The sequence below is a fragment of the Clostridium sp. KNHs216 genome, from assembly GCF_006714885.1.
GTDB lineage: Bacteria > Bacillota > Clostridia > Oscillospirales > Acutalibacteraceae > Caproiciproducens.
This window is the reverse complement of record NZ_VFMF01000001.1, coordinates 317,949-334,108: the sequence shown is the minus strand read 5'-3', so window position 1 is coordinate 334,108 and position 16,160 is coordinate 317,949. Positions and strand designations below refer to the sequence as shown.

Below are 16,160 nucleotides of genomic sequence, written 5' to 3'. Positions count from 1 at the left end.
CCGCACAGTATATGTTTTATTATTATACCGCCCGCGTACGGAGAATGCAAATCAATAATACCTTCCGTTCTTGTAAAGGAGCAGAAAGATTAAATAAACGGATACGGCTAGAAGATAAAAATTGCCGTTGGCACGGAAGAGAAAAAGAAAACCAATCGCTGCCAGCGGCGTTAAAACCGCGAATGAGGTGACGGCTACAATCCTTGCGGACAAAGTGGAGTTCAAGCGGGTACAAAGGACGGAATACAGTGCCTGACCGCCATCAAGCGGCTCCACGGGCAGCAGATTAAACCCTGCCAGCACCAGGTTGGCAAGGATAAAAAAGTGAAAATAACGCTCATTAACGAGGGTACAGATCAGCGCGGCGGCAAGGTTGGTTCCCGGTCCCGCGACGGAAATGGCGGCGTCGCGCCAATAGGACCGGTCGATGCCCGCAGATTTAATCACATCGATGCCGAAGGGGGTAAATCGAATCTGTGACGGTGCCGTTCCGAACGCGGCCATGACCGCCAAATGACCCAGTTCATGCAGCGCAGCACAGGAAAGGCCCAGAACAGCCATTCCGCTTCTGTCAAACAGAAAAAAAACTGCCAGTAAGGCCACAAATAAAAAATCGACGGTCACACGGCAGTTTTTGATGGAAAAAGACATCAGCCGCTGACCTGCTGGGAGGGCGCCGCCTGCTGGTTCTCCGGCTGATATGAATTTGCCGCGGAACCTGCGTCAGCCTGGGAAGCAGTACCGGCCTGAGACCCGGGATTTGCCTGCGAATTGGCGCCGCCTTGGGGATTCTCACTTGCCTGGGAAGTCACACCGGGCTGGGATGCAGCGCTTTCCACCTGGGAAGGATTCTCCTGAGCGCGCGGCTTTGTAAAAAAATCGGTAACCGACGGCAATATCTCCACAACGGTATGTTTTACGTGGTCGATGTCCTCAGTCGGAACAATGGAATTATTGACGTTCTGCAGATACCAGTTTTTGATGATCAGATATGCATTGCCCCCAAAGACCCGGAGAAAGATCGCCGTGGCCAAAATGATCGAACATACCGTTATCTGAATGGTGGTCAGCAGTCTTGTGCTGAGGGTTTTCGCTTTTTTGTTCCTTCTGTATTGCTGTCCATCGTAGTCCTTTTCATAATTCCTTTCATAGTCCCGCTGATCATCTTTTTCGTAATTCCTGTAATTCCTATTGTCATTTCTGCTGTAGACATCCTCGTAATGATCTTCTACATAACCGTCGTCATCGTCTTCGTAGTCATCTTCATAATCTTTATCATACCGATTATCTTCATACCGATCGTCCATTGTTATTCCTCCTGCATCATTATAATCCTAATAATAATATGTCCGATGCCGGCGGAAGATGCCCTGATATAAAAAAACCGCCGTAAAATACGGCGGTTTGGTCGGTTTGTCCTTATTTTGCTTTGTCTGCTTTGGCCTGAATGTACTGATCGATGGAGCGTGCGGCTTCCTTGCCGCCGCCCATGGCCAGGATCACGGTTGCGGCGCCGCTGACGGCGTCGCCCGCGGCGTAAACGCCCTCCCGGGTCGTCGCCATGGTCGCTTCATCCACAACGATACAGCCCTTCCTGTTCGCTTCCAGGCCCTCGGTCGTAGAGCGGATCAGCGGGTTCGGCGAGTTGCCGATCGCCATGACCACACAGTCCACCGGAATCTCAAAGTTCGAGCCCTCTTTGGGCACCGGCTTGCGTCTGCCGGAGGCATCCGGCTCGCCAAGCTCCATCTCGATGCACTCGATCGACCTGACCCTGCCGTTTTCGTCGCCATGGATGGCAACGGGATTGCGCAGAAGGTTGAAAAGGATGCCCTCTTCCTTTGCGTGGTGGATTTCCTCTTTCCGCGCGGGCATCTGCTCTTCGGCGCGGCGGTACACAATATACACATTCTCCGCGCCCAGACGCTTGGCGGTCCTCGCGGCATCCATCGCCACGTTGCCGCCGCCCACGACGGCGACGTTCTTCGGCCGGATGATCGGGGTGTCGTATTCGTCCAGATAGGCCTTCATCAGGTTTACCCTCGTCAGGAATTCATTGGCCGAGTAAGTCCCCACCAGTTCTTCGCCGGGAATATTCATAAAGCTGGGCAGTCCGGCGCCGGTGCCGATGAATACGGCTTCATAGCCCATTTCAAACAGCTCGTCTACCGACAGCACCTTGCCCATGACCATATCGGTCCGGATGTCGACGCCCTTGTCCTTCAGGCCGTCGATTTCCTTCTGCACGATCTCCTTCGGCAGTCTGAACTGCGGGATGCCGTACATCAGTACGCCGCCCGCGGTATGCAGCGCCTCAAACACGGTAACGGAATACCCCAGGGCCGCCAGATCTCCTGCGCAGGTCAGGCCCGCGGGGCCCGCCCCGATCACGGCGACCTTGTGTCCGTTCGGCTTTTCCTCAAATGTCTCGGCTCCGCCGTGCTTCATGTGCCAGTCGGCCACGTAGCGCTCCAGCCGGCCGATTCCCACCGGCTCCCCTTTGATGCCGCGCACACATTTTTGCTCGCACTGGGATTCCTGAGGGCAGACCCTTCCGCAGACGGCGGGAAGGGAGTTCGTCGTCTTAATGATCCTGTAAGCGTTTTCCATATCGCCGGAAGCGACGCAGCCGATAAACTCGGGAATGCGTACGCCGACCGGGCATCCGCCGACACACGGCTTGTTTTTGCAGTTCAGGCACCGTTTGGCCTCTTCCATGGCCATTTCTTCCGTGTAGCCGAGCGAGACCTCTTCAAAGTTCTTGTTGCGCACATTGGGGTCCTGCTCCGGCATCGGCGTTTTTACTTTGGACATATTAGGCATTTTTCGCACCCTCCATCAAGCGGCAGTTGTACTCGCGCGTCGCTTCTTTTTCCGACTCAGAATAGGTTCTCGATCTTTTGATGGCCTCGTCAAAGTCCACCTCGTGGCCGTCGAAATCCGGACCGTCCACACAGGCGAATTTGGTCTTTCCGCCGACCGTCAGCCTGCATCCCCCGCACATGCCGGTCCCGTCGATCATAATGGGGTTCATGCTGATCAGCGTTTTGATGTTGTATTCCTTTGTCAGGTTGCAGACGGCGCGCATCATGACGAGCGGTCCGATGGCGATGACCAGGTCATACCCGGCGCCGTCCTCAATATTTTTACGCAGGGCGTCGGTCACAAAACCCTTGTTGCCGTTGGAACCGTCGTCCGTGGTTAAAATCAGATGGTCGCTGACCGCCTTCATCTCGTCTTCCAGGATGATGATGTCTTTGTTCCGGAACCCCGCGATCATGTCCACCTTCGCGCCCATGCCGTGCAGGGCCTTCGCCTGCGGGTACGCGATCGCGCAGCCGGCGCCGCCGCCGATCACCGTCACGTTTTTATAGCCTTCCAGCTCGGTCGCTTTTCCCAAAGGCCCGATGAAATCCAGAATCGCGTCGCCGACATTCAGCTGATCCAGCATCAGGGTCGTCTTTCCGACCTTTTGATAAATAATGGTAATGGTTCCCTTTTCGCGGTCGTAATCCGCTACCGTCAGAGGAATCCTTTCCCCGAATTCATTGACACGCAGAATAATGAACTGGCCGGCCTTCGCCTTTTTCGCAATATATGGCGCTTCTACCGCCATCAATGTCATTGAATCATTCAATATCCGCTTCTCCACAATCGTAAACATCGGTACACTCCCTTTTCTTTAACGAGTAGTAAAACATAGTCTTTTTTTATTATAAAGGTTTGTAGCAGATTTATCAATAAAAAAATGTGATTCGGCTAATTTTGCCGAATCACATTTGCGGTTGTGTTTTATGCATTTCACAGGATAATACATATCAGGCCGTTGCAGCCTTCATTGATGATCCGCTCTATCGTCTCGCGCACCTTATCCCGTGCGTCCGTAGGCATTCTGTACAGCTTGTTGTGAAGTCCCTCGTTGACAAGCTCATGCAGGCTCTTGCCGAAGATATTGGATTCCCAGATTTTGGAGGGACTTTCCTCAAATTCTTTCAGCATATACATGATCAGATCCTGCGACTGCTGCTCGGAACCCACAATTGGCGTCAGCTCCGTCGTAATTTTCGTCTTCATCATGTGGATGGAAGGCGCGGCGGCTTTCAGGCGCACCCCGTATTTGCCGCCCTGCTTGATGATTTCGGGCTCGTCGAGCGTAAGCTCCTCAATATCCGGCATCACAATTCCGTAGCCGGTGTCCTGCACATCCTGATAGGCGTCTTTGATTTTATTGTATTTATCACGGATTTTTGCAAGTCCGAGGATGCTGTCGAGAAGCCCGCCCTCGTCCTCAATATCGATACCGGTTTTTTCACCCAGAATTTTATAGAACAGATTCGGCTGGAGATTGACGGCGACCCGCGCGTTGCCGGTTCCCAGATCGATGGATTCGGTTTTCGCCCCGCTGACATATTCGCATTGATTGATATCGTTGACGATCGACCCGACTTCCCGTATCCGGGAAATTTTCGAAGCCGAATTCTGGATGGTGCCGTAGACGGCGGAACGCAGCCAATGGTTTTTTTCAAGGCTGGAAAGCCAGCGCGGCATATCGACCTTAATTGCCTTCACCGGGAATTCAAACAGCACTTTGGAAAGAATATCCCTGATTTGCCCCTCTTCCATTTCAAGGCAGTTGACGGGCGCGACGGGCACCTTGTATTTCTCCTGCATCTGCGAAGCCATGGAAGCCGAGGAATTCGAATTCGGGTCGGTACAGTTGAGAAGGACAATAAAAGGCTTGTTGATTTCCTTCAGCTCTTTCACGACCCTCTCTTCCGCTTCCTCGTATTCCTCCCGGGGAATATCGCTGATGCTGCCGTCGGTCGTGATGACCAGCCCGATGGTCGAATGCTCCGTAATGACCTTCTTGGTCCCGATTTCCGCAGCCATGTTGAACGGAATCGGCTCGTCGTACCACGGGGTCATCACCATGCGCGGCTGATCGTTTTCTATGTATCCGAGCGCGCTTGGAACGATGTAGCCGACACAGTCGATCATGCGCACCGAGAAGGTGGCGCTGTCATCCACTTTTACTTTGACGGCCTGTTCCGGAATAAATTTCGGTTCCGTCGTCATAATGGTACGTCCTGCGGCGGACTGCGGCATTTCATCGATCGCGCGGTCGCGCCTGTAGCTTGAATCCATGTTCGGAACGACGATGGTATCCATGAATTTCTTAATAAAAGTAGATTTTCCGGTTCTTACCGGGCCTACCACCCCAATATAAATATCACCGTTCGTGCGCTGGGAAATGTCACTGTAAATATTGCGTTCTTCCATTTTACCTCCCCCTCAGGCAGAGAAATTTAATTTTTATTGCGAATGTCTCTCAAGGAATCTACATAGGAATCAGCAGCATCCCCCTGTTCTCAACGACATCACCGGCAAGGTCGTTTTCCAGTTTAATCGCATTGACCGAGGTGCAGTATTCACGGGCGATATTCCATAAGCTTTCACCCGCATTGGCGTAGTAAATACTTAATGCCGCGGATTTGTCCTGTGCCCTGGGTTTGGTTTCGTCAGCTGCGACATCCGTGATCAGCTTCAGGCTGTATTGGCTGTAAATTCCGGCGCTGAGCCTTAATTCAACCTTCAGATCTATTCCTCCGCCTGTAATCCGGTAGCTGATTCCCGCTACAAGCATCGAGGCGCTGCATTTGATATTATCCTCTTTCGCCTGGTAAGGACGGGCATATTCAAAATCCATCAGCCGTTCAAAATAGACCGGCTTATTGTCCGGATTCAGAGCAAGCACACAGATATTGAATTTCCCCTTATAATTGATCTGTCCGTTCGCATAGTCGGCAGAAACAGTGCTCATTTCATTCCAGATATCGATAATCTTCGAAATCGGTACATCCTCCAGTGCCAGAGAACCCTTGTGAATATCGGTATCGTTGATGAATTCAACAGCATTTTCAATGCTTTTCTGTTTGGAGTTGATGTTTAGCTCATACTGTTTGGAGTAGGCGTCCGTTACCATGGTAACGTCGGAATTCTGATAGGCGGATGCGTTCACAAACACCCTGGCCTGAACGTCAAAGTAGGTCTGGTCACCGGAATAATCGTTTTTGATCTGTGCTTCCAGCCCGGAAACATTCAGCTGAATATTGAAGATGCAGTTTTCTGAGGCTCCCTCACAGTCAACCATTTCATTGAACGGAAGCGCGTACTCCATCACTTCCAGAGCAGCTTCGTTATCCGCTGTGGAATACAGGAATTTTACACATACTTCTCCCTTGATCATCAGCTTGTTTGCGACAGGAGTATAGTCCTGAAGCATCGCAAACGCGTCGGAACGGACCAGATTATCCGCGGGCGGTTTGCCCTGCCCGAGCTCCAGCACCTCTTCCACCGTAAACTGCTGCTGAGCGAACCCGGCCATCTTGTTGATCGACAGAGTGTTTTTCTGCTCTTCCACTCCCTCGCCGTCTATGTTGGAGACCACCTCGTTCTCCCCCTGCACAATCACTTTCGCGCATGCGGAAAAAGAACCGTGTATGTCCAGGCGCCGGGGGCTGGTCGCACGGCAGTTAATATATTCCACCCTGGTAAACGCAAAAATCTGCGCGTTGTCGGCAGTCTGCTTCAACTGGATGGCAGCGGAGAACGACTGACTGGTTTCATAGCAGTGAACAGCCGTACCGCCGGAATCAAGATAGAGTATTTTCACGGTATAACTGCCCTCAAGCGCCAGTCTGTCCCCTGTAATGCTCCTGGAGCTAATGTGCGGATAAACCTGACACTTTAAAATGCGCTGTATATCGGGGCAGTAGTCAGGCAGGCTGATGTCGAGATCCACCGGCTGCTCCTGGCAGCCATCATAAATCACTTCGCTGGTGGCCAATGCCTCACGGTTAAGCATATAATCCATAAAGGTTCTCTCCTTTTCCTGTTTCTACCTAATTGTTATTCTAATCTTGTACGGTTTATGCGCATTCGCATAAAAAATTACCGGCTGCATCAGCAGCCGGCATCCATTTTTTAAGATTCTTTTTTTATGTTAAAAAACTTTCGTAATACAAATCCTAAAAATTTCGAGCTCTTCAAAACGACTACTTTCATCTCACAAACCTCCCATTATGTTCCACACCTTAAAAGTGTGATTCCCAATATGATCATGATGATCGCTACTATAAACAGGATTAATCCCGTTGGGCAAAAACAAGAGGCAGCCAGCCCGAGCCCAAAAGCAACCGAGCATTTTGCAATTAAGCAATTATTTCGTTGCCACATCCAGCTCACCGCCATTATCAAAATAAGACGATATTTCTTTTGTCTTATCCTCATTATATTCAGCGGCAAAGATTTTGGTTCGCTTATGACAGTAAAAAAATCAGGGCATTTCCGCTGTGAACAAAAATCTGCGCCTGATCTTCCGTGATCTCATTGCTGACGCCGAGCGGATAAGCGGAGGAAATGGACGCTTCCCTGAGCGGATATTTCATTCCCTCATAGCTCACCGTACAGAAACCGACGCCAAAAGGGAAAACGGAAATCATCCGGCCCTTCAGCCCGCTCAGCGTCAGACGGCCGCCGGAAAGCAGGAATACCCGGCAGTCCCTGTCCGCAATCACCGCTTTACAGCCCTGAGAAGCCAGATACTGTAAAGCGCAGAAATTGGAAAAGGAATGATCGATCCTGCCGCCCAGAGCACCGAAAAGAGTAAAATCACGGTATCCTCTTTTGATCGCTTCCTTGATGGCCGCCATCATGTCGGTATCGTCTTTTTCCTTGTTCAGACGGATCGTTTCAATGTTTTTCGGCAATTCATTCTTTACAGAGTCGAAATCGCCGATGAGCAGATCGGGCGTAAGATGATGCTCCAGCGCAACATCCAGACCGCCGTCGGCGCAAATAATAAAAGAATGATCACGATCGATTTCATTCAGAATCCCGCCGTATTCGCAGGGCGACGAACCGATAATCACGCATTTTTTCATTTCATATTCCATTCTTTCAACTCTTTTACCTCATTGTACATGGCGACATAGCTTTCGTGACGGGATTTACTGATCGTCCCCTCTTCCACCGCTTTCAGAACTGCACAGCCCTTTTCGCAGGTATGGGAGCAGGAGACAAATTTGCACTGATTCAGATAGGGTTCAAATTCCCGGAAACAATACTGAAGGTTTTCCTTCTTCACCAGATCGTAGCGTTCCACACTGATGGAAGAAAAGCCCGGCGTATCCGCAACATAGGTATTCTCCCCCAGCTTTAAAAACTCAACCTGTCTTGTGGTGTGCCGACCGCGTCCAAGCTTCTGGCTGATTTCTCCGGTCTGAAGATGGAAGCGCGAATCGATCCTGTTCAGCAGAGAGGATTTTCCAACCCCGGAATTTCCTGTAAAAGCTGAAATTTTCCCCTTCAGCAGCTTCTCCACTTCTTCAACTCCCTCTCCCGTAGCCGAAGAAATCGTAAGCAGCGGAATCCCGGTCGTCTGATAAATATCGTTCAGCCACTGGCAGTCTTTCAAATCGCTTTTGGAGATCACGATAACAGGCTCAATCCCCTTATCCTCCGCCGCAGCAATGGTTTTGTCAATTATCAGCGTGCTGGGGGACGGATCGCAGATCGACACGACGATCACCAGCTGATCGATGTTGGCAACCGGCGGGCGCACCAAAGAGTTCTTTCGCGGAAATATTTCCTCAATCGTGCCTGTCCCGTCTTTCTCCAGACTGACGGTTACACGGTCGCCGACGAAAGGGGTCACCTTGTTTTTCCGGAAAACGCCCCTTGCTTTGCATTCATACAGCGTATCGGCGGCCTCCACATAGTAGAAACCGCCGATACCTTTTATAATGGTACCGTTTATCTTATCCATAAGCATCAGTCCGAAGGAGTGATGATGCCGCTCGGGATATCGCTACTTCCCCCCGTACTGCTGGCATTGTTATACGGATAGCTTTCCCCTGCCGTGGAAGTGCCCGCGTCAAAGTCAAGCGTAAACTCCTGATACTTGTTTCCGTCCAGCTGAATAATCAGCTGCTTCTTGCCGCTGCTGCCTTTAAAAGTAAGCTGACATACGTCGTTATAGGACGGGTTCACGGTCTTTTCCGTCTGGAGCTCGTTGCCCAAATACGCTTTCAGGTTGATGTCGTGTGTCACTTCTTTCGGGAGCTTGACAAAGACATCGATGGATTTCTCCGATTTCTTACCGGAACTGATGACAATGGATACCGCGCTGCCTTTCACGACCTGCACGCCGGGCAGGGGGGAGGTTTCGATGACCACGTTCTTTGCTTTATCGCTGTCATCCTGTGCGGTAATATCCCCGACTGTCAGACCCGCCGCGATAATTTCCGTTTTGGCATCCTCTATATTTTTGTCGATCACGGCAGGAACGGCCGTTTTTTCTTCCTCGCCGCCGGTGCTGATATAAATCTTCACCTTTGTTCCTTCCGTAACCTGCGTTCCCGCGGCCGGATCGGTATATTTTACATGGCCCTTCTCGGTCTGATCGTCGATCACCGGCAAAGCGTCGTACAGCAGATTTACTTTTTCCAGGTCGGCGATCGCTTCCTCCTGTGTCTTGTTGGAAACGTCGGGGACAGAGACCGGTTTGCCGCCCGCATTAATGGTAAGGGTGATTTCCGCATTGGCTTTTACGGTTGTGCCCTCTTTGGGGCTTTGGCTCAGAACAATGCCCGTTTTCTGAGTAGAGTCGTTTTTCGTTTCGGTAACAAAGGTCAGATTTTTATACTGATCGTTGTTCTTTACTTCTTCTTTTACCTCATCGTAGGTTTTTCCTTTGAAATCCGGTAAAACAATATTTCCGACTCCACTGTTGCAGCTGTGAAACAGCGCGGCGATTCCAAAGCCGATGACGACAATCAGAAACGCAGAGGCAATCCCTGCGATCACTAAAGAGGCGGTCGACTTTTTCTTCTTCTTTTTGGGTGCTCTGGACGGTTCTTCCTCATATTCATAATTATCGTTGTACGCGGAAGGCTCCGCTCCCTTTACCGTGTTGATCGCGTCAATATATTTGGTAGGCTTCTCATCAATAAAATATTTGTACTGGAAGCTGATGCTGGGATTTCTCCGGAAAGCCTCGATATCTCTGAGCATTTCGGCGGCAGACTGATACCTTTGCGTGGGATTTTTCTGCATCGCCTTTAACGTAATTTCCTCCAGGCCTTCCGGCACGGAGGGATTGATTTCCTTGGGGGGCTTGGGGTCTGCCTGCAGCTGCATAATGGCGACGGAGACAGCGCTGTCGGCTTCAAACGGAAGACGTCCCGTAATCATTTCGTAAAGCATGACCCCTACGGAGTAAATGTCCGCCTTTTCGTCGGTCAGATCTCCCCTCGCCTGCTCCGGCGCGATGTAATGGACCGACCCGATGGCTTTGTCCGTCATCGTCCGCGTTTCACTGCGTGAAAAACGGGCAATGCCGAAATCGGTCACTTTAATCGTCCCATCCTGCAGCAGCATAATGTTCTGGGGCTTTATGTCACGGTGGACGATTCCCTTCTCATGAGCGTGCTGAAGCGCGCGCAGAATCTGGACGGTAAAATGGATGGCTTCTTTCCATTTGATTTCCTTCTGCTGATCCAGATATTCCTTTAACGTGATTCCATCGATAAATTCTTCGACAATATACTGGATTCTGTCACCAAAGCTGACGTCGTAAACCTTGACAATGTTTGGGTGGGAAAGCACTGCAATTGCCTTGGACTCATTTTTGAACCGGCGGATAAACTCGTCGTTTCCCAAAAACTCGTCCTTGAGTATTTTGATTGCGACCGTACGGTCGTCAATCGTATCATACGCGCGGTAAACCAGAGCCATTCCGCCGGTACCGATCAGTTCATGTATTTCATAGCGTCCGTCGAGCCGTTTCCCTGTGTACTTATCCATAAAATCAACTCCTGTCAGCAGTAGTTTTCAATGATGACAACCGTAATGTTGTCACCGCCCCCACAGTCTTTCGCGAGCGTTACAAGCTTGTCTGTCAGGCTGTCGGCGTCCATGGTTTTGGACAGCGCAAAAATCTGTTTGGCATCGATATAATTCGTAAGACCGTCCGTACAGATCAAAAGCATGCTGCCGGAACGAAACTCATTTTCGCAGTAATCAATTTGAATGGAAGGTTCGACCCCAAGTGCACGGGTGATAATGTTTTTCTGGGGATGGATTTTTGCCTGCTGCTCCGTAATATCCCCATTATTAACCATTTCCTGTACCATGGAGTGGTCCGTAGTCAATTGCTGAATATTATTTTCCGTTATTAAATACGCCCTGCTGTCCCCGGCATGGGCAATATGGGCAACCCCGTCCGAAACGATCACCGCGACCACGGTCGTTCCCATACCGGTAAGCTGGATATGGTTCATTGCTTCGTCATGGATGGCGAGATTGGCGTTGTGAATCGCCGCCATCATCAGATTCTTTACGGAACTGTCAGTCATCCCTTCATGATAGGATGCGGCAATACTTTCGGAAATTTTCTCTACCGCAATTTCACTCGCAATATTGCCTCCGTTGACACCGCCCATTCCGTCACAGACAACGGCCCACGCGGAATGTTCGGAAAAGGTACCGCTTTTGCAGGCGTCCTGATTGGTTTGTCTGACAAGGCCAATATCACTTTTACTGAATACTTTCAACATTGGCCACCTCCTCTTTGTACCTGCGTCTGAGCTGTCCGCAGGAAGCATTGATATCCGAGCCGAGCGTCCTGCGGACGGTGACGGTGATTCCCTTACCCGAAAGGACGCGGCTGAATTTTTGCAGTCGGTCGGCAGAGCTTTTTTTAAATCCGGCTCCGCTGACATCATTGACAGGGATCAGATTGACATGACTGAGTATCCCGCTGAGTCTTCCCGCAAGCTCCCTTGCGCAGGCGTCGCTGTCGTTCACCCCGTGAATCATGGCATACTCAAAAGAAATCCGGCGGCCCGTCATATCGGCATAGTACCGGCACGCTTTCATCAGCTCCTCCATTCCCCATTTCCGGTTGACCGGCATGGTTCTGGAGCGGATTTCGTCGTTCGGCGCGTGCAAGGACACCGACAGGGTAAGCTGAAGCTTCTTTTCCGCCAGATCATAGATTTTATCCACAACGCCGCAGGTGGAAAGAGAAATGTGCCTCATCCCGATGTTCATTCCCTCATCGGAAGAAACCAGCTCCAGAAAGCGAAGCACGTTCTGATAGTTATCCAACGGTTCTCCCATCCCCATCATCACAACATTGGATATCCGGATACCGGCATCCTTCTGGGCCGACTGAATCTGCGCAAGCATTTCGGAAGCCGTCAGGTTCCGTGAAAAACCGCTTTTCCCCGTTGCGCAGAACGCACAGCTCATTTTGCAGCCGACCTGTGTGGAAATACAGATCGTATGACCGTGATGATAGTCCATCAGAACGCTTTCCACATATTCTCCGTCATTCAGGCGAAACAGATATTTTACGGTTTCATCCAAACGGGATTCCAGTTTTTTTTCTATCACAGCATTCGCTATGTAATATTTTTCCGACAGTACCTGGCGAAAGGCTTTCGACTGATCGGACATTTGTTCAAAATCTTCCACTCCGCGATGCAGCCATTTATAAACCTGCAAAGCACAAAAAGCCGGTTGGCCGTCAGCGGCAAAATCGGCTTTGATTTCTTCGAGAGTCATTGATTTCAGATCCTGCAAACTCAAGACATCCACTCCTGTTTTCTTCGAAAAGCCGCGATAAAGAAGCCGTCCGTCTCGTGAACGTGAGGCATCAGCGTCAGCTGGTTCTCCGGTTCCCCTTCGACGGCATGGCAAACCTGATCGGGCAGATTGAGCGGCAAAGGCTCAAAATCATGGTTGTTCCGAAGGAATCTTTCCGCCACCTCGCCGTTCTCTTTCGGGTTCAAAGTGCAGGTTGAATAAAATAAAGTTCCATTCGTCTTGACCAGTTTTGATGATTTACACAGAATAAGGTACTGCAAATCAGGCAAACTGTCAATAGCTGACGGTAATTTATACTTAATTTCCGGTTTTCTGCGAATGATTCCGAGACCGGAGCACGGTACGTCGCAAAGGACTTTATCCGCCGGGGACAGATCGTCTTCCGCAGCGGAAGCGTCCCGTACGGCGGCGCTGATTACAGAGAGCTTTAAGCGCTGCGCTCCCTGACGGATCAGGTTCACCTTTCCCTTATATTTGTCAAAGGCGAGAAGCTCGCCCTTGTTTTCCATGAGTTCGGCCATGGTAAAGGCTTTTCCTCCGGGCGCGGAGCATACATCGATGACCCGCTCGCCGGGAAGAGGATGAAATAAAAAACAGCAGAGCTGAGAAGAAAGATCCTGTATGTGAAACAAGCCCTCCCGGTAGCTTTCCGACTGGCCGATCGCGCCCGTCTGCTGCAATTCGACTGCCTGATCTATCCATGTAATGGGGATAGCCTTTACGCCTTCCATATTCAGCTTTTCAATTAAGTTTTCCTCAGAAATACAAATATTATTCGTTCTGGCAAATACGGGCGGCTTTGAAAAAGTGCTTTCCAGCAAACGGAGCGTACATTCTTCCCCATATGATTTCTGCCACAGAGCAATCAGCCATTGCGGGCACGAATATTGAATGCTGAGAGACAGCAGTTGATCCGTTTCGGCATCCGGAATCTTTAAATTTTCAAGATTTCGGATCAGAGACCGAAGAACCGCATTAATAAAGCCAGATGCCTTTACAGCGTTATTTTCTTTTGCAAGAATAACAGATTCGTTGACCGCAGCCGACTTTGGAATTTTTTCAAGATATAAAATCTGATAAGCGCCCATACGCAGGATTTCCAGCACCTGCGGCGAAAGCTTTTTAAGCGGCATTTTGGAAAATCGGCTAATGAAGTAGTCCAGCGTGATCCGACGTTCCAGCACTCCGTAAAAAATCGCGGAGGCAAGCGCCTTGTCGCGCGTTTCCAAAGAAAAGGAAGCCAGCGTTTTGTCCAGAACAATGTTGGAATAGCCTTCGTTCACATCGACATGCAAAAGAGCGGCCAGTGCTGCGGCTCTCGCACTGTCCATCAATCTCTGCCCCTTCTGTTTCCGGCGAGTACAAGCAGTCTCAGCAGGGACATAATGGCGGTAAAGCTTGCAGCCAGATATGTCATTGCCGCTGCCCGCAGAACTTTTTTTGCGCCCTCCAGCTCATCGGGATACAAAATACCGGCCTCGTCCAACGCGCGGATTGCACGGAAACTGGCGTTGAACTCTACAGGAAGCGTTGCGAGCTGGAACAATACGGCAAAGCTGTAAAGGGCAATTCCCAGATTCACAACAAAGTCGTACTGAACAGGCAAAAACAGTCCGACAATAATCAGCGGAACCGCGAGCCGGGACCCAAAATTCGTGATGGGAACCAGAACGGTGCGGATTTTGTTTGGCAGGTATCCCTGCGCGTGCTGAATCGCGTGACCCGCTTCGTGAGCGGCCACACCAAGCGCCGCAATAGAGGTAGAAGAGTAAACCTGGTCGGAAAGGCTGATCGTATTGTCCCGGGGATCAAAATGGTCGGTCAGGCTGCCGGATATGCGCTGTACCTGTACGCCGGGGGCGCCGCCGAACTGCGCGACACTGGAGGCCGCCTGTGCTCCCGTCATATTTCTTGCCGTTGAGATACGGGAATATTTCTCAAAAGTCGACTTTACCCGAAACTGTGCAATCATTGTCACAATCAGCGCAGGCACAATATATACGAAGTATGTATAGTCAAAATAATAAAATCCCATACCCATTATAATCCCTCCGTTACTTCCTTTATTTTACCATAAAATCTTCGCCGGTTGGATGCCCGCGAAGAAAATCTTTTCCGTTCATTTTTTTCCCGCCTTCGTATTGAACCTCCAGAAGTTCAAGGGCAGTCTTTTCCCCGCAGCAGACAACAAACGAACCGTCCGCCGTCAGAATTTCGCCGGGCTTGCCTTTGTTTTGGCCCGCCGGTCCGGTTCTGTGAATTTTCAAAAGCTTGCCGTGATAGGTCGTATTTGCCACAGGCCACGGGGAAAGTCCCCGAACCAGATTGTGGATCGTACCGGCCGGCTGGTTCCAGTCAATACGGGAAAGCTCTTTTGTCAGCATGGAGGCATAGCAGGTGTTTTCCTCGCTCTGCGGAATGCGCTGAATCGTTCCGTCTTTTACTTTTTGAAGAGTTTCGACGATCAGATCCGCGCCCATCAGAGAAAGCCGGTCATGCAGCTCGCCGGAGGTTTCCTCCGGACCGATTTCCGTCCGGGCGGTCAGCAGCATGTCTCCGGTATCCAGTCCTTCCGACATATACATTGTGGTAACACCCGTGGTCTTTTCACCGTTGATCACGGACCACTGAATCGGGGCAGCCCCGCGGTATTTCGGTAAAAGGGACGCGTGAACATTGATACAGCCGTAAGGAGGAATCTCCAGAACCTCTTTCGGTAGTATTTTTCCGTAGGCGACGACAACGATCACGTCGGGGGTCAGATTCCGGATCGTTTCGGCGGCTTCGGCGGTGCGAAGCGTTTTCGGCTGGAAGACCTCGATATTTTTCTCGCCGGCCAGCACCTTGACTGGAGGCGGCGTAAGCGTATAGCCTCTCCCCTTCGGTTTGTCGGGCTGCGTAAAAACAGCGCAGACATCATGCCCCGCGTCAATCAGGCTTTTCAGGCACGGAACGGCAAAGTCCGGCGTTCCCATAAAAACAATACGCATTGAATCACCCGCTTTTCTTATTTTAACTTCGCCAGTTCTTCATCACTCAGCATATGAATCACATGCGATTTAAACAAAATACCGTCCAGATGGTCGATCTCATGACACATCACCGTGGCGAGCAGTTCTTCCCCTTCTATTTCAAAGAATTCCCCTTTACGGTTCTGCGCGCGGACCTTTACATGCATCGGGCGCTTCGTAATGCCGTATTGCCCGGGGGCGGACAAACAGCCCTCCAGACATTCCTGCTCCCCGCTCTGTTCCAGAAAAACAGGATTGATCAGCTCGATCGGACCTTCGCCGATATCGATGATAACGGCTCTTCTCAAAATCCCCACCTGCGGCGCGGCAAGGCCGACTCCGTCGGCGCTGTGCATGGTTTCCTGCATATCGTCCAGCAGGGTTGCGAGCTTTTTGTCAAATTTATCTACCGGACGGGAGACTTTATTCAGAAACGGATCTCCCTCTTTTATAATGTTTCGTATCGCCATAATTATA

At 50.6% G+C, this 16,160-nt stretch carries 15 protein-coding genes; all 15 read right to left on the bottom strand.

What is annotated here, in order from left to right:
- Positions 1 to 51: 51 nt before the first annotated feature.
- The 15 genes from LY85_RS01670 to def all read right to left on the bottom strand — a co-directional run bounded on the left by LY85_RS01670 (position 52) and on the right by def (position 16,153).
- A complete protein-coding gene (locus LY85_RS01670) occupies positions 52 to 651 on the bottom strand; it encodes a site-2 protease family protein (protein WP_141825216.1) in 600 nt (199 codons plus the stop codon).
- Positions 651 to 1,307: a hypothetical protein gene (locus LY85_RS01665; RefSeq protein WP_141825215.1), complete on the bottom strand. Its 657-nt coding sequence runs from the start codon at positions 1,305 to 1,307 to the stop codon at positions 651 to 653. The genes LY85_RS01670 and LY85_RS01665 overlap by 1 nt, the downstream gene beginning before the upstream one ends.
- Before the next feature lie 112 nt (positions 1,308 to 1,419).
- On the bottom strand, positions 1,420 to 2,823 hold the full coding sequence (gene gltA / locus LY85_RS01660; RefSeq protein ID WP_141825214.1) for an NADPH-dependent glutamate synthase: 1,404 nt from the start codon (positions 2,821 to 2,823) through the stop codon (positions 1,420 to 1,422).
- Positions 2,816 to 3,664, bottom strand: coding sequence for a sulfide/dihydroorotate dehydrogenase-like FAD/NAD-binding protein (locus LY85_RS01655; RefSeq protein WP_141825213.1), 849 nt, complete (start codon positions 3,662 to 3,664; stop codon positions 2,816 to 2,818). The genes gltA and LY85_RS01655 overlap by 8 nt, the downstream gene beginning before the upstream one ends.
- Positions 3,665 to 3,801: 137 nt before the next feature.
- Positions 3,802 to 5,280 carry a stage IV sporulation protein A gene (gene spoIVA, locus LY85_RS01650; protein ID WP_038324143.1) on the bottom strand — a complete coding sequence of 493 codons (1,479 nt, stop codon included), beginning with the start codon at positions 5,278 to 5,280 and terminating at the stop codon, positions 3,802 to 3,804.
- 58 nt (positions 5,281 to 5,338) lie between these two features.
- Complete coding sequence (locus LY85_RS01645; RefSeq protein WP_038324142.1) at positions 5,339 to 6,874, bottom strand: SPOCS domain-containing protein; 1,536 nt, start codon at positions 6,872 to 6,874, stop codon at positions 5,339 to 5,341.
- A gap of 445 nt (positions 6,875 to 7,319) precedes the next feature.
- On the bottom strand, positions 7,320 to 7,955 hold the full coding sequence (locus LY85_RS01640; RefSeq protein ID WP_243122449.1) for a thiamine diphosphokinase: 636 nt from the start codon (positions 7,953 to 7,955) through the stop codon (positions 7,320 to 7,322).
- Entirely contained in the window at positions 7,940 to 8,827 is an 888-nt protein-coding gene (gene rsgA / locus LY85_RS01635; protein WP_243122448.1) for a ribosome small subunit-dependent GTPase A, read from the bottom strand. The genes LY85_RS01640 and rsgA overlap by 16 nt, the downstream gene beginning before the upstream one ends.
- A gap of 5 nt (positions 8,828 to 8,832) precedes the next feature.
- Positions 8,833 to 10,866 carry a Stk1 family PASTA domain-containing Ser/Thr kinase gene (gene pknB / locus LY85_RS01630; RefSeq protein WP_141825212.1) on the bottom strand — a complete coding sequence of 678 codons (2,034 nt, stop codon included), beginning with the start codon at positions 10,864 to 10,866 and terminating at the stop codon, positions 8,833 to 8,835.
- Between the two features lie 14 nt (positions 10,867 to 10,880).
- Entirely contained in the window at positions 10,881 to 11,618 is a 738-nt protein-coding gene (locus tag LY85_RS01625; RefSeq protein ID WP_243122447.1) for a Stp1/IreP family PP2C-type Ser/Thr phosphatase, read from the bottom strand.
- Entirely contained in the window at positions 11,599 to 12,630 is a 1,032-nt protein-coding gene (gene rlmN / locus LY85_RS01620) for a 23S rRNA (adenine(2503)-C(2))-methyltransferase RlmN (protein ID WP_185741294.1), read from the bottom strand. Before rlmN ends, LY85_RS01625 begins: the two co-directional genes overlap by 20 nt.
- Before the next feature lie 20 nt (positions 12,631 to 12,650).
- Positions 12,651 to 14,003, bottom strand: a complete 1,353-nt coding sequence (rsmB, locus tag LY85_RS01615) for a 16S rRNA (cytosine(967)-C(5))-methyltransferase RsmB (RefSeq protein ID WP_243122446.1) — start codon at positions 14,001 to 14,003, stop codon at positions 12,651 to 12,653.
- Entirely contained in the window at positions 14,003 to 14,707 is a 705-nt protein-coding gene (locus LY85_RS01610; RefSeq protein ID WP_141827921.1) for a zinc metallopeptidase, read from the bottom strand. The genes rsmB and LY85_RS01610 overlap by 1 nt, the downstream gene beginning before the upstream one ends.
- A 28-nt stretch (positions 14,708 to 14,735) precedes the next feature.
- A complete protein-coding gene (gene fmt, locus LY85_RS01605; protein ID WP_141825209.1) occupies positions 14,736 to 15,662 on the bottom strand; it encodes a methionyl-tRNA formyltransferase in 927 nt (308 codons plus the stop codon).
- A 17-nt stretch (positions 15,663 to 15,679) separates the two neighbouring features.
- Positions 15,680 to 16,153 carry a peptide deformylase gene (def, locus tag LY85_RS01600; RefSeq protein ID WP_141825208.1) on the bottom strand — a complete coding sequence of 158 codons (474 nt, stop codon included), beginning with the start codon at positions 16,151 to 16,153 and terminating at the stop codon, positions 15,680 to 15,682.
- Between the last annotated feature and the right edge of the window lie 7 nt (positions 16,154 to 16,160).

Bases quoted from the DNA above. Each gene is read 5' to 3' on its own strand.
- LY85_RS01670 (WP_141825216.1), bottom strand. From the start codon at position 651: ATGTCTTTTTCCATCAAAAACTGCCGTGTGACCGTCGATTTTTTATTT.
- LY85_RS01665 (WP_141825215.1), bottom strand. From the start codon at position 1,307: ATGGACGATCGGTATGAAGATAATCGGTATGATAAAGATTATGAAGAT.
- gltA (WP_141825214.1), bottom strand. From the start codon at position 2,823: ATGCCTAATATGTCCAAAGTAAAAACGCCGATGCCGGAGCAGGACCCC.
- LY85_RS01655 (WP_141825213.1), bottom strand. From the start codon at position 3,664: ATGTTTACGATTGTGGAGAAGCGGATATTGAATGATTCAATGACATTG.
- spoIVA (WP_038324143.1), bottom strand. From the start codon at position 5,280: ATGGAAGAACGCAATATTTACAGTGACATTTCCCAGCGCACGAACGGT.
- LY85_RS01645 (WP_038324142.1), bottom strand. From the start codon at position 6,874: ATGGATTATATGCTTAACCGTGAGGCATTGGCCACCAGCGAAGTGATT.
- LY85_RS01640 (WP_243122449.1), bottom strand. From the start codon at position 7,955: ATGGAATATGAAATGAAAAAATGCGTGATTATCGGTTCGTCGCCCTGC.
- rsgA (WP_243122448.1), bottom strand. From the start codon at position 8,827: ATGGATAAGATAAACGGTACCATTATAAAAGGTATCGGCGGTTTCTAC.
- pknB (WP_141825212.1), bottom strand. From the start codon at position 10,866: ATGGATAAGTACACAGGGAAACGGCTCGACGGACGCTATGAAATACAT.
- LY85_RS01625 (WP_243122447.1), bottom strand. From the start codon at position 11,618: ATGTTGAAAGTATTCAGTAAAAGTGATATTGGCCTTGTCAGACAAACC.
- rlmN (WP_185741294.1), bottom strand. From the start codon at position 12,630: ATGACTCTCGAAGAAATCAAAGCCGATTTTGCCGCTGACGGCCAACCG.
- rsmB (WP_243122446.1), bottom strand. From the start codon at position 14,003: ATGGACAGTGCGAGAGCCGCAGCACTGGCCGCTCTTTTGCATGTCGAT.
- LY85_RS01610 (WP_141827921.1), bottom strand. From the start codon at position 14,707: ATGGGATTTTATTATTTTGACTATACATACTTCGTATATATTGTGCCT.
- fmt (WP_141825209.1), bottom strand. From the start codon at position 15,662: ATGCGTATTGTTTTTATGGGAACGCCGGACTTTGCCGTTCCGTGCCTG.
- def (WP_141825208.1), bottom strand. From the start codon at position 16,153: ATGGCGATACGAAACATTATAAAAGAGGGAGATCCGTTTCTGAATAAA.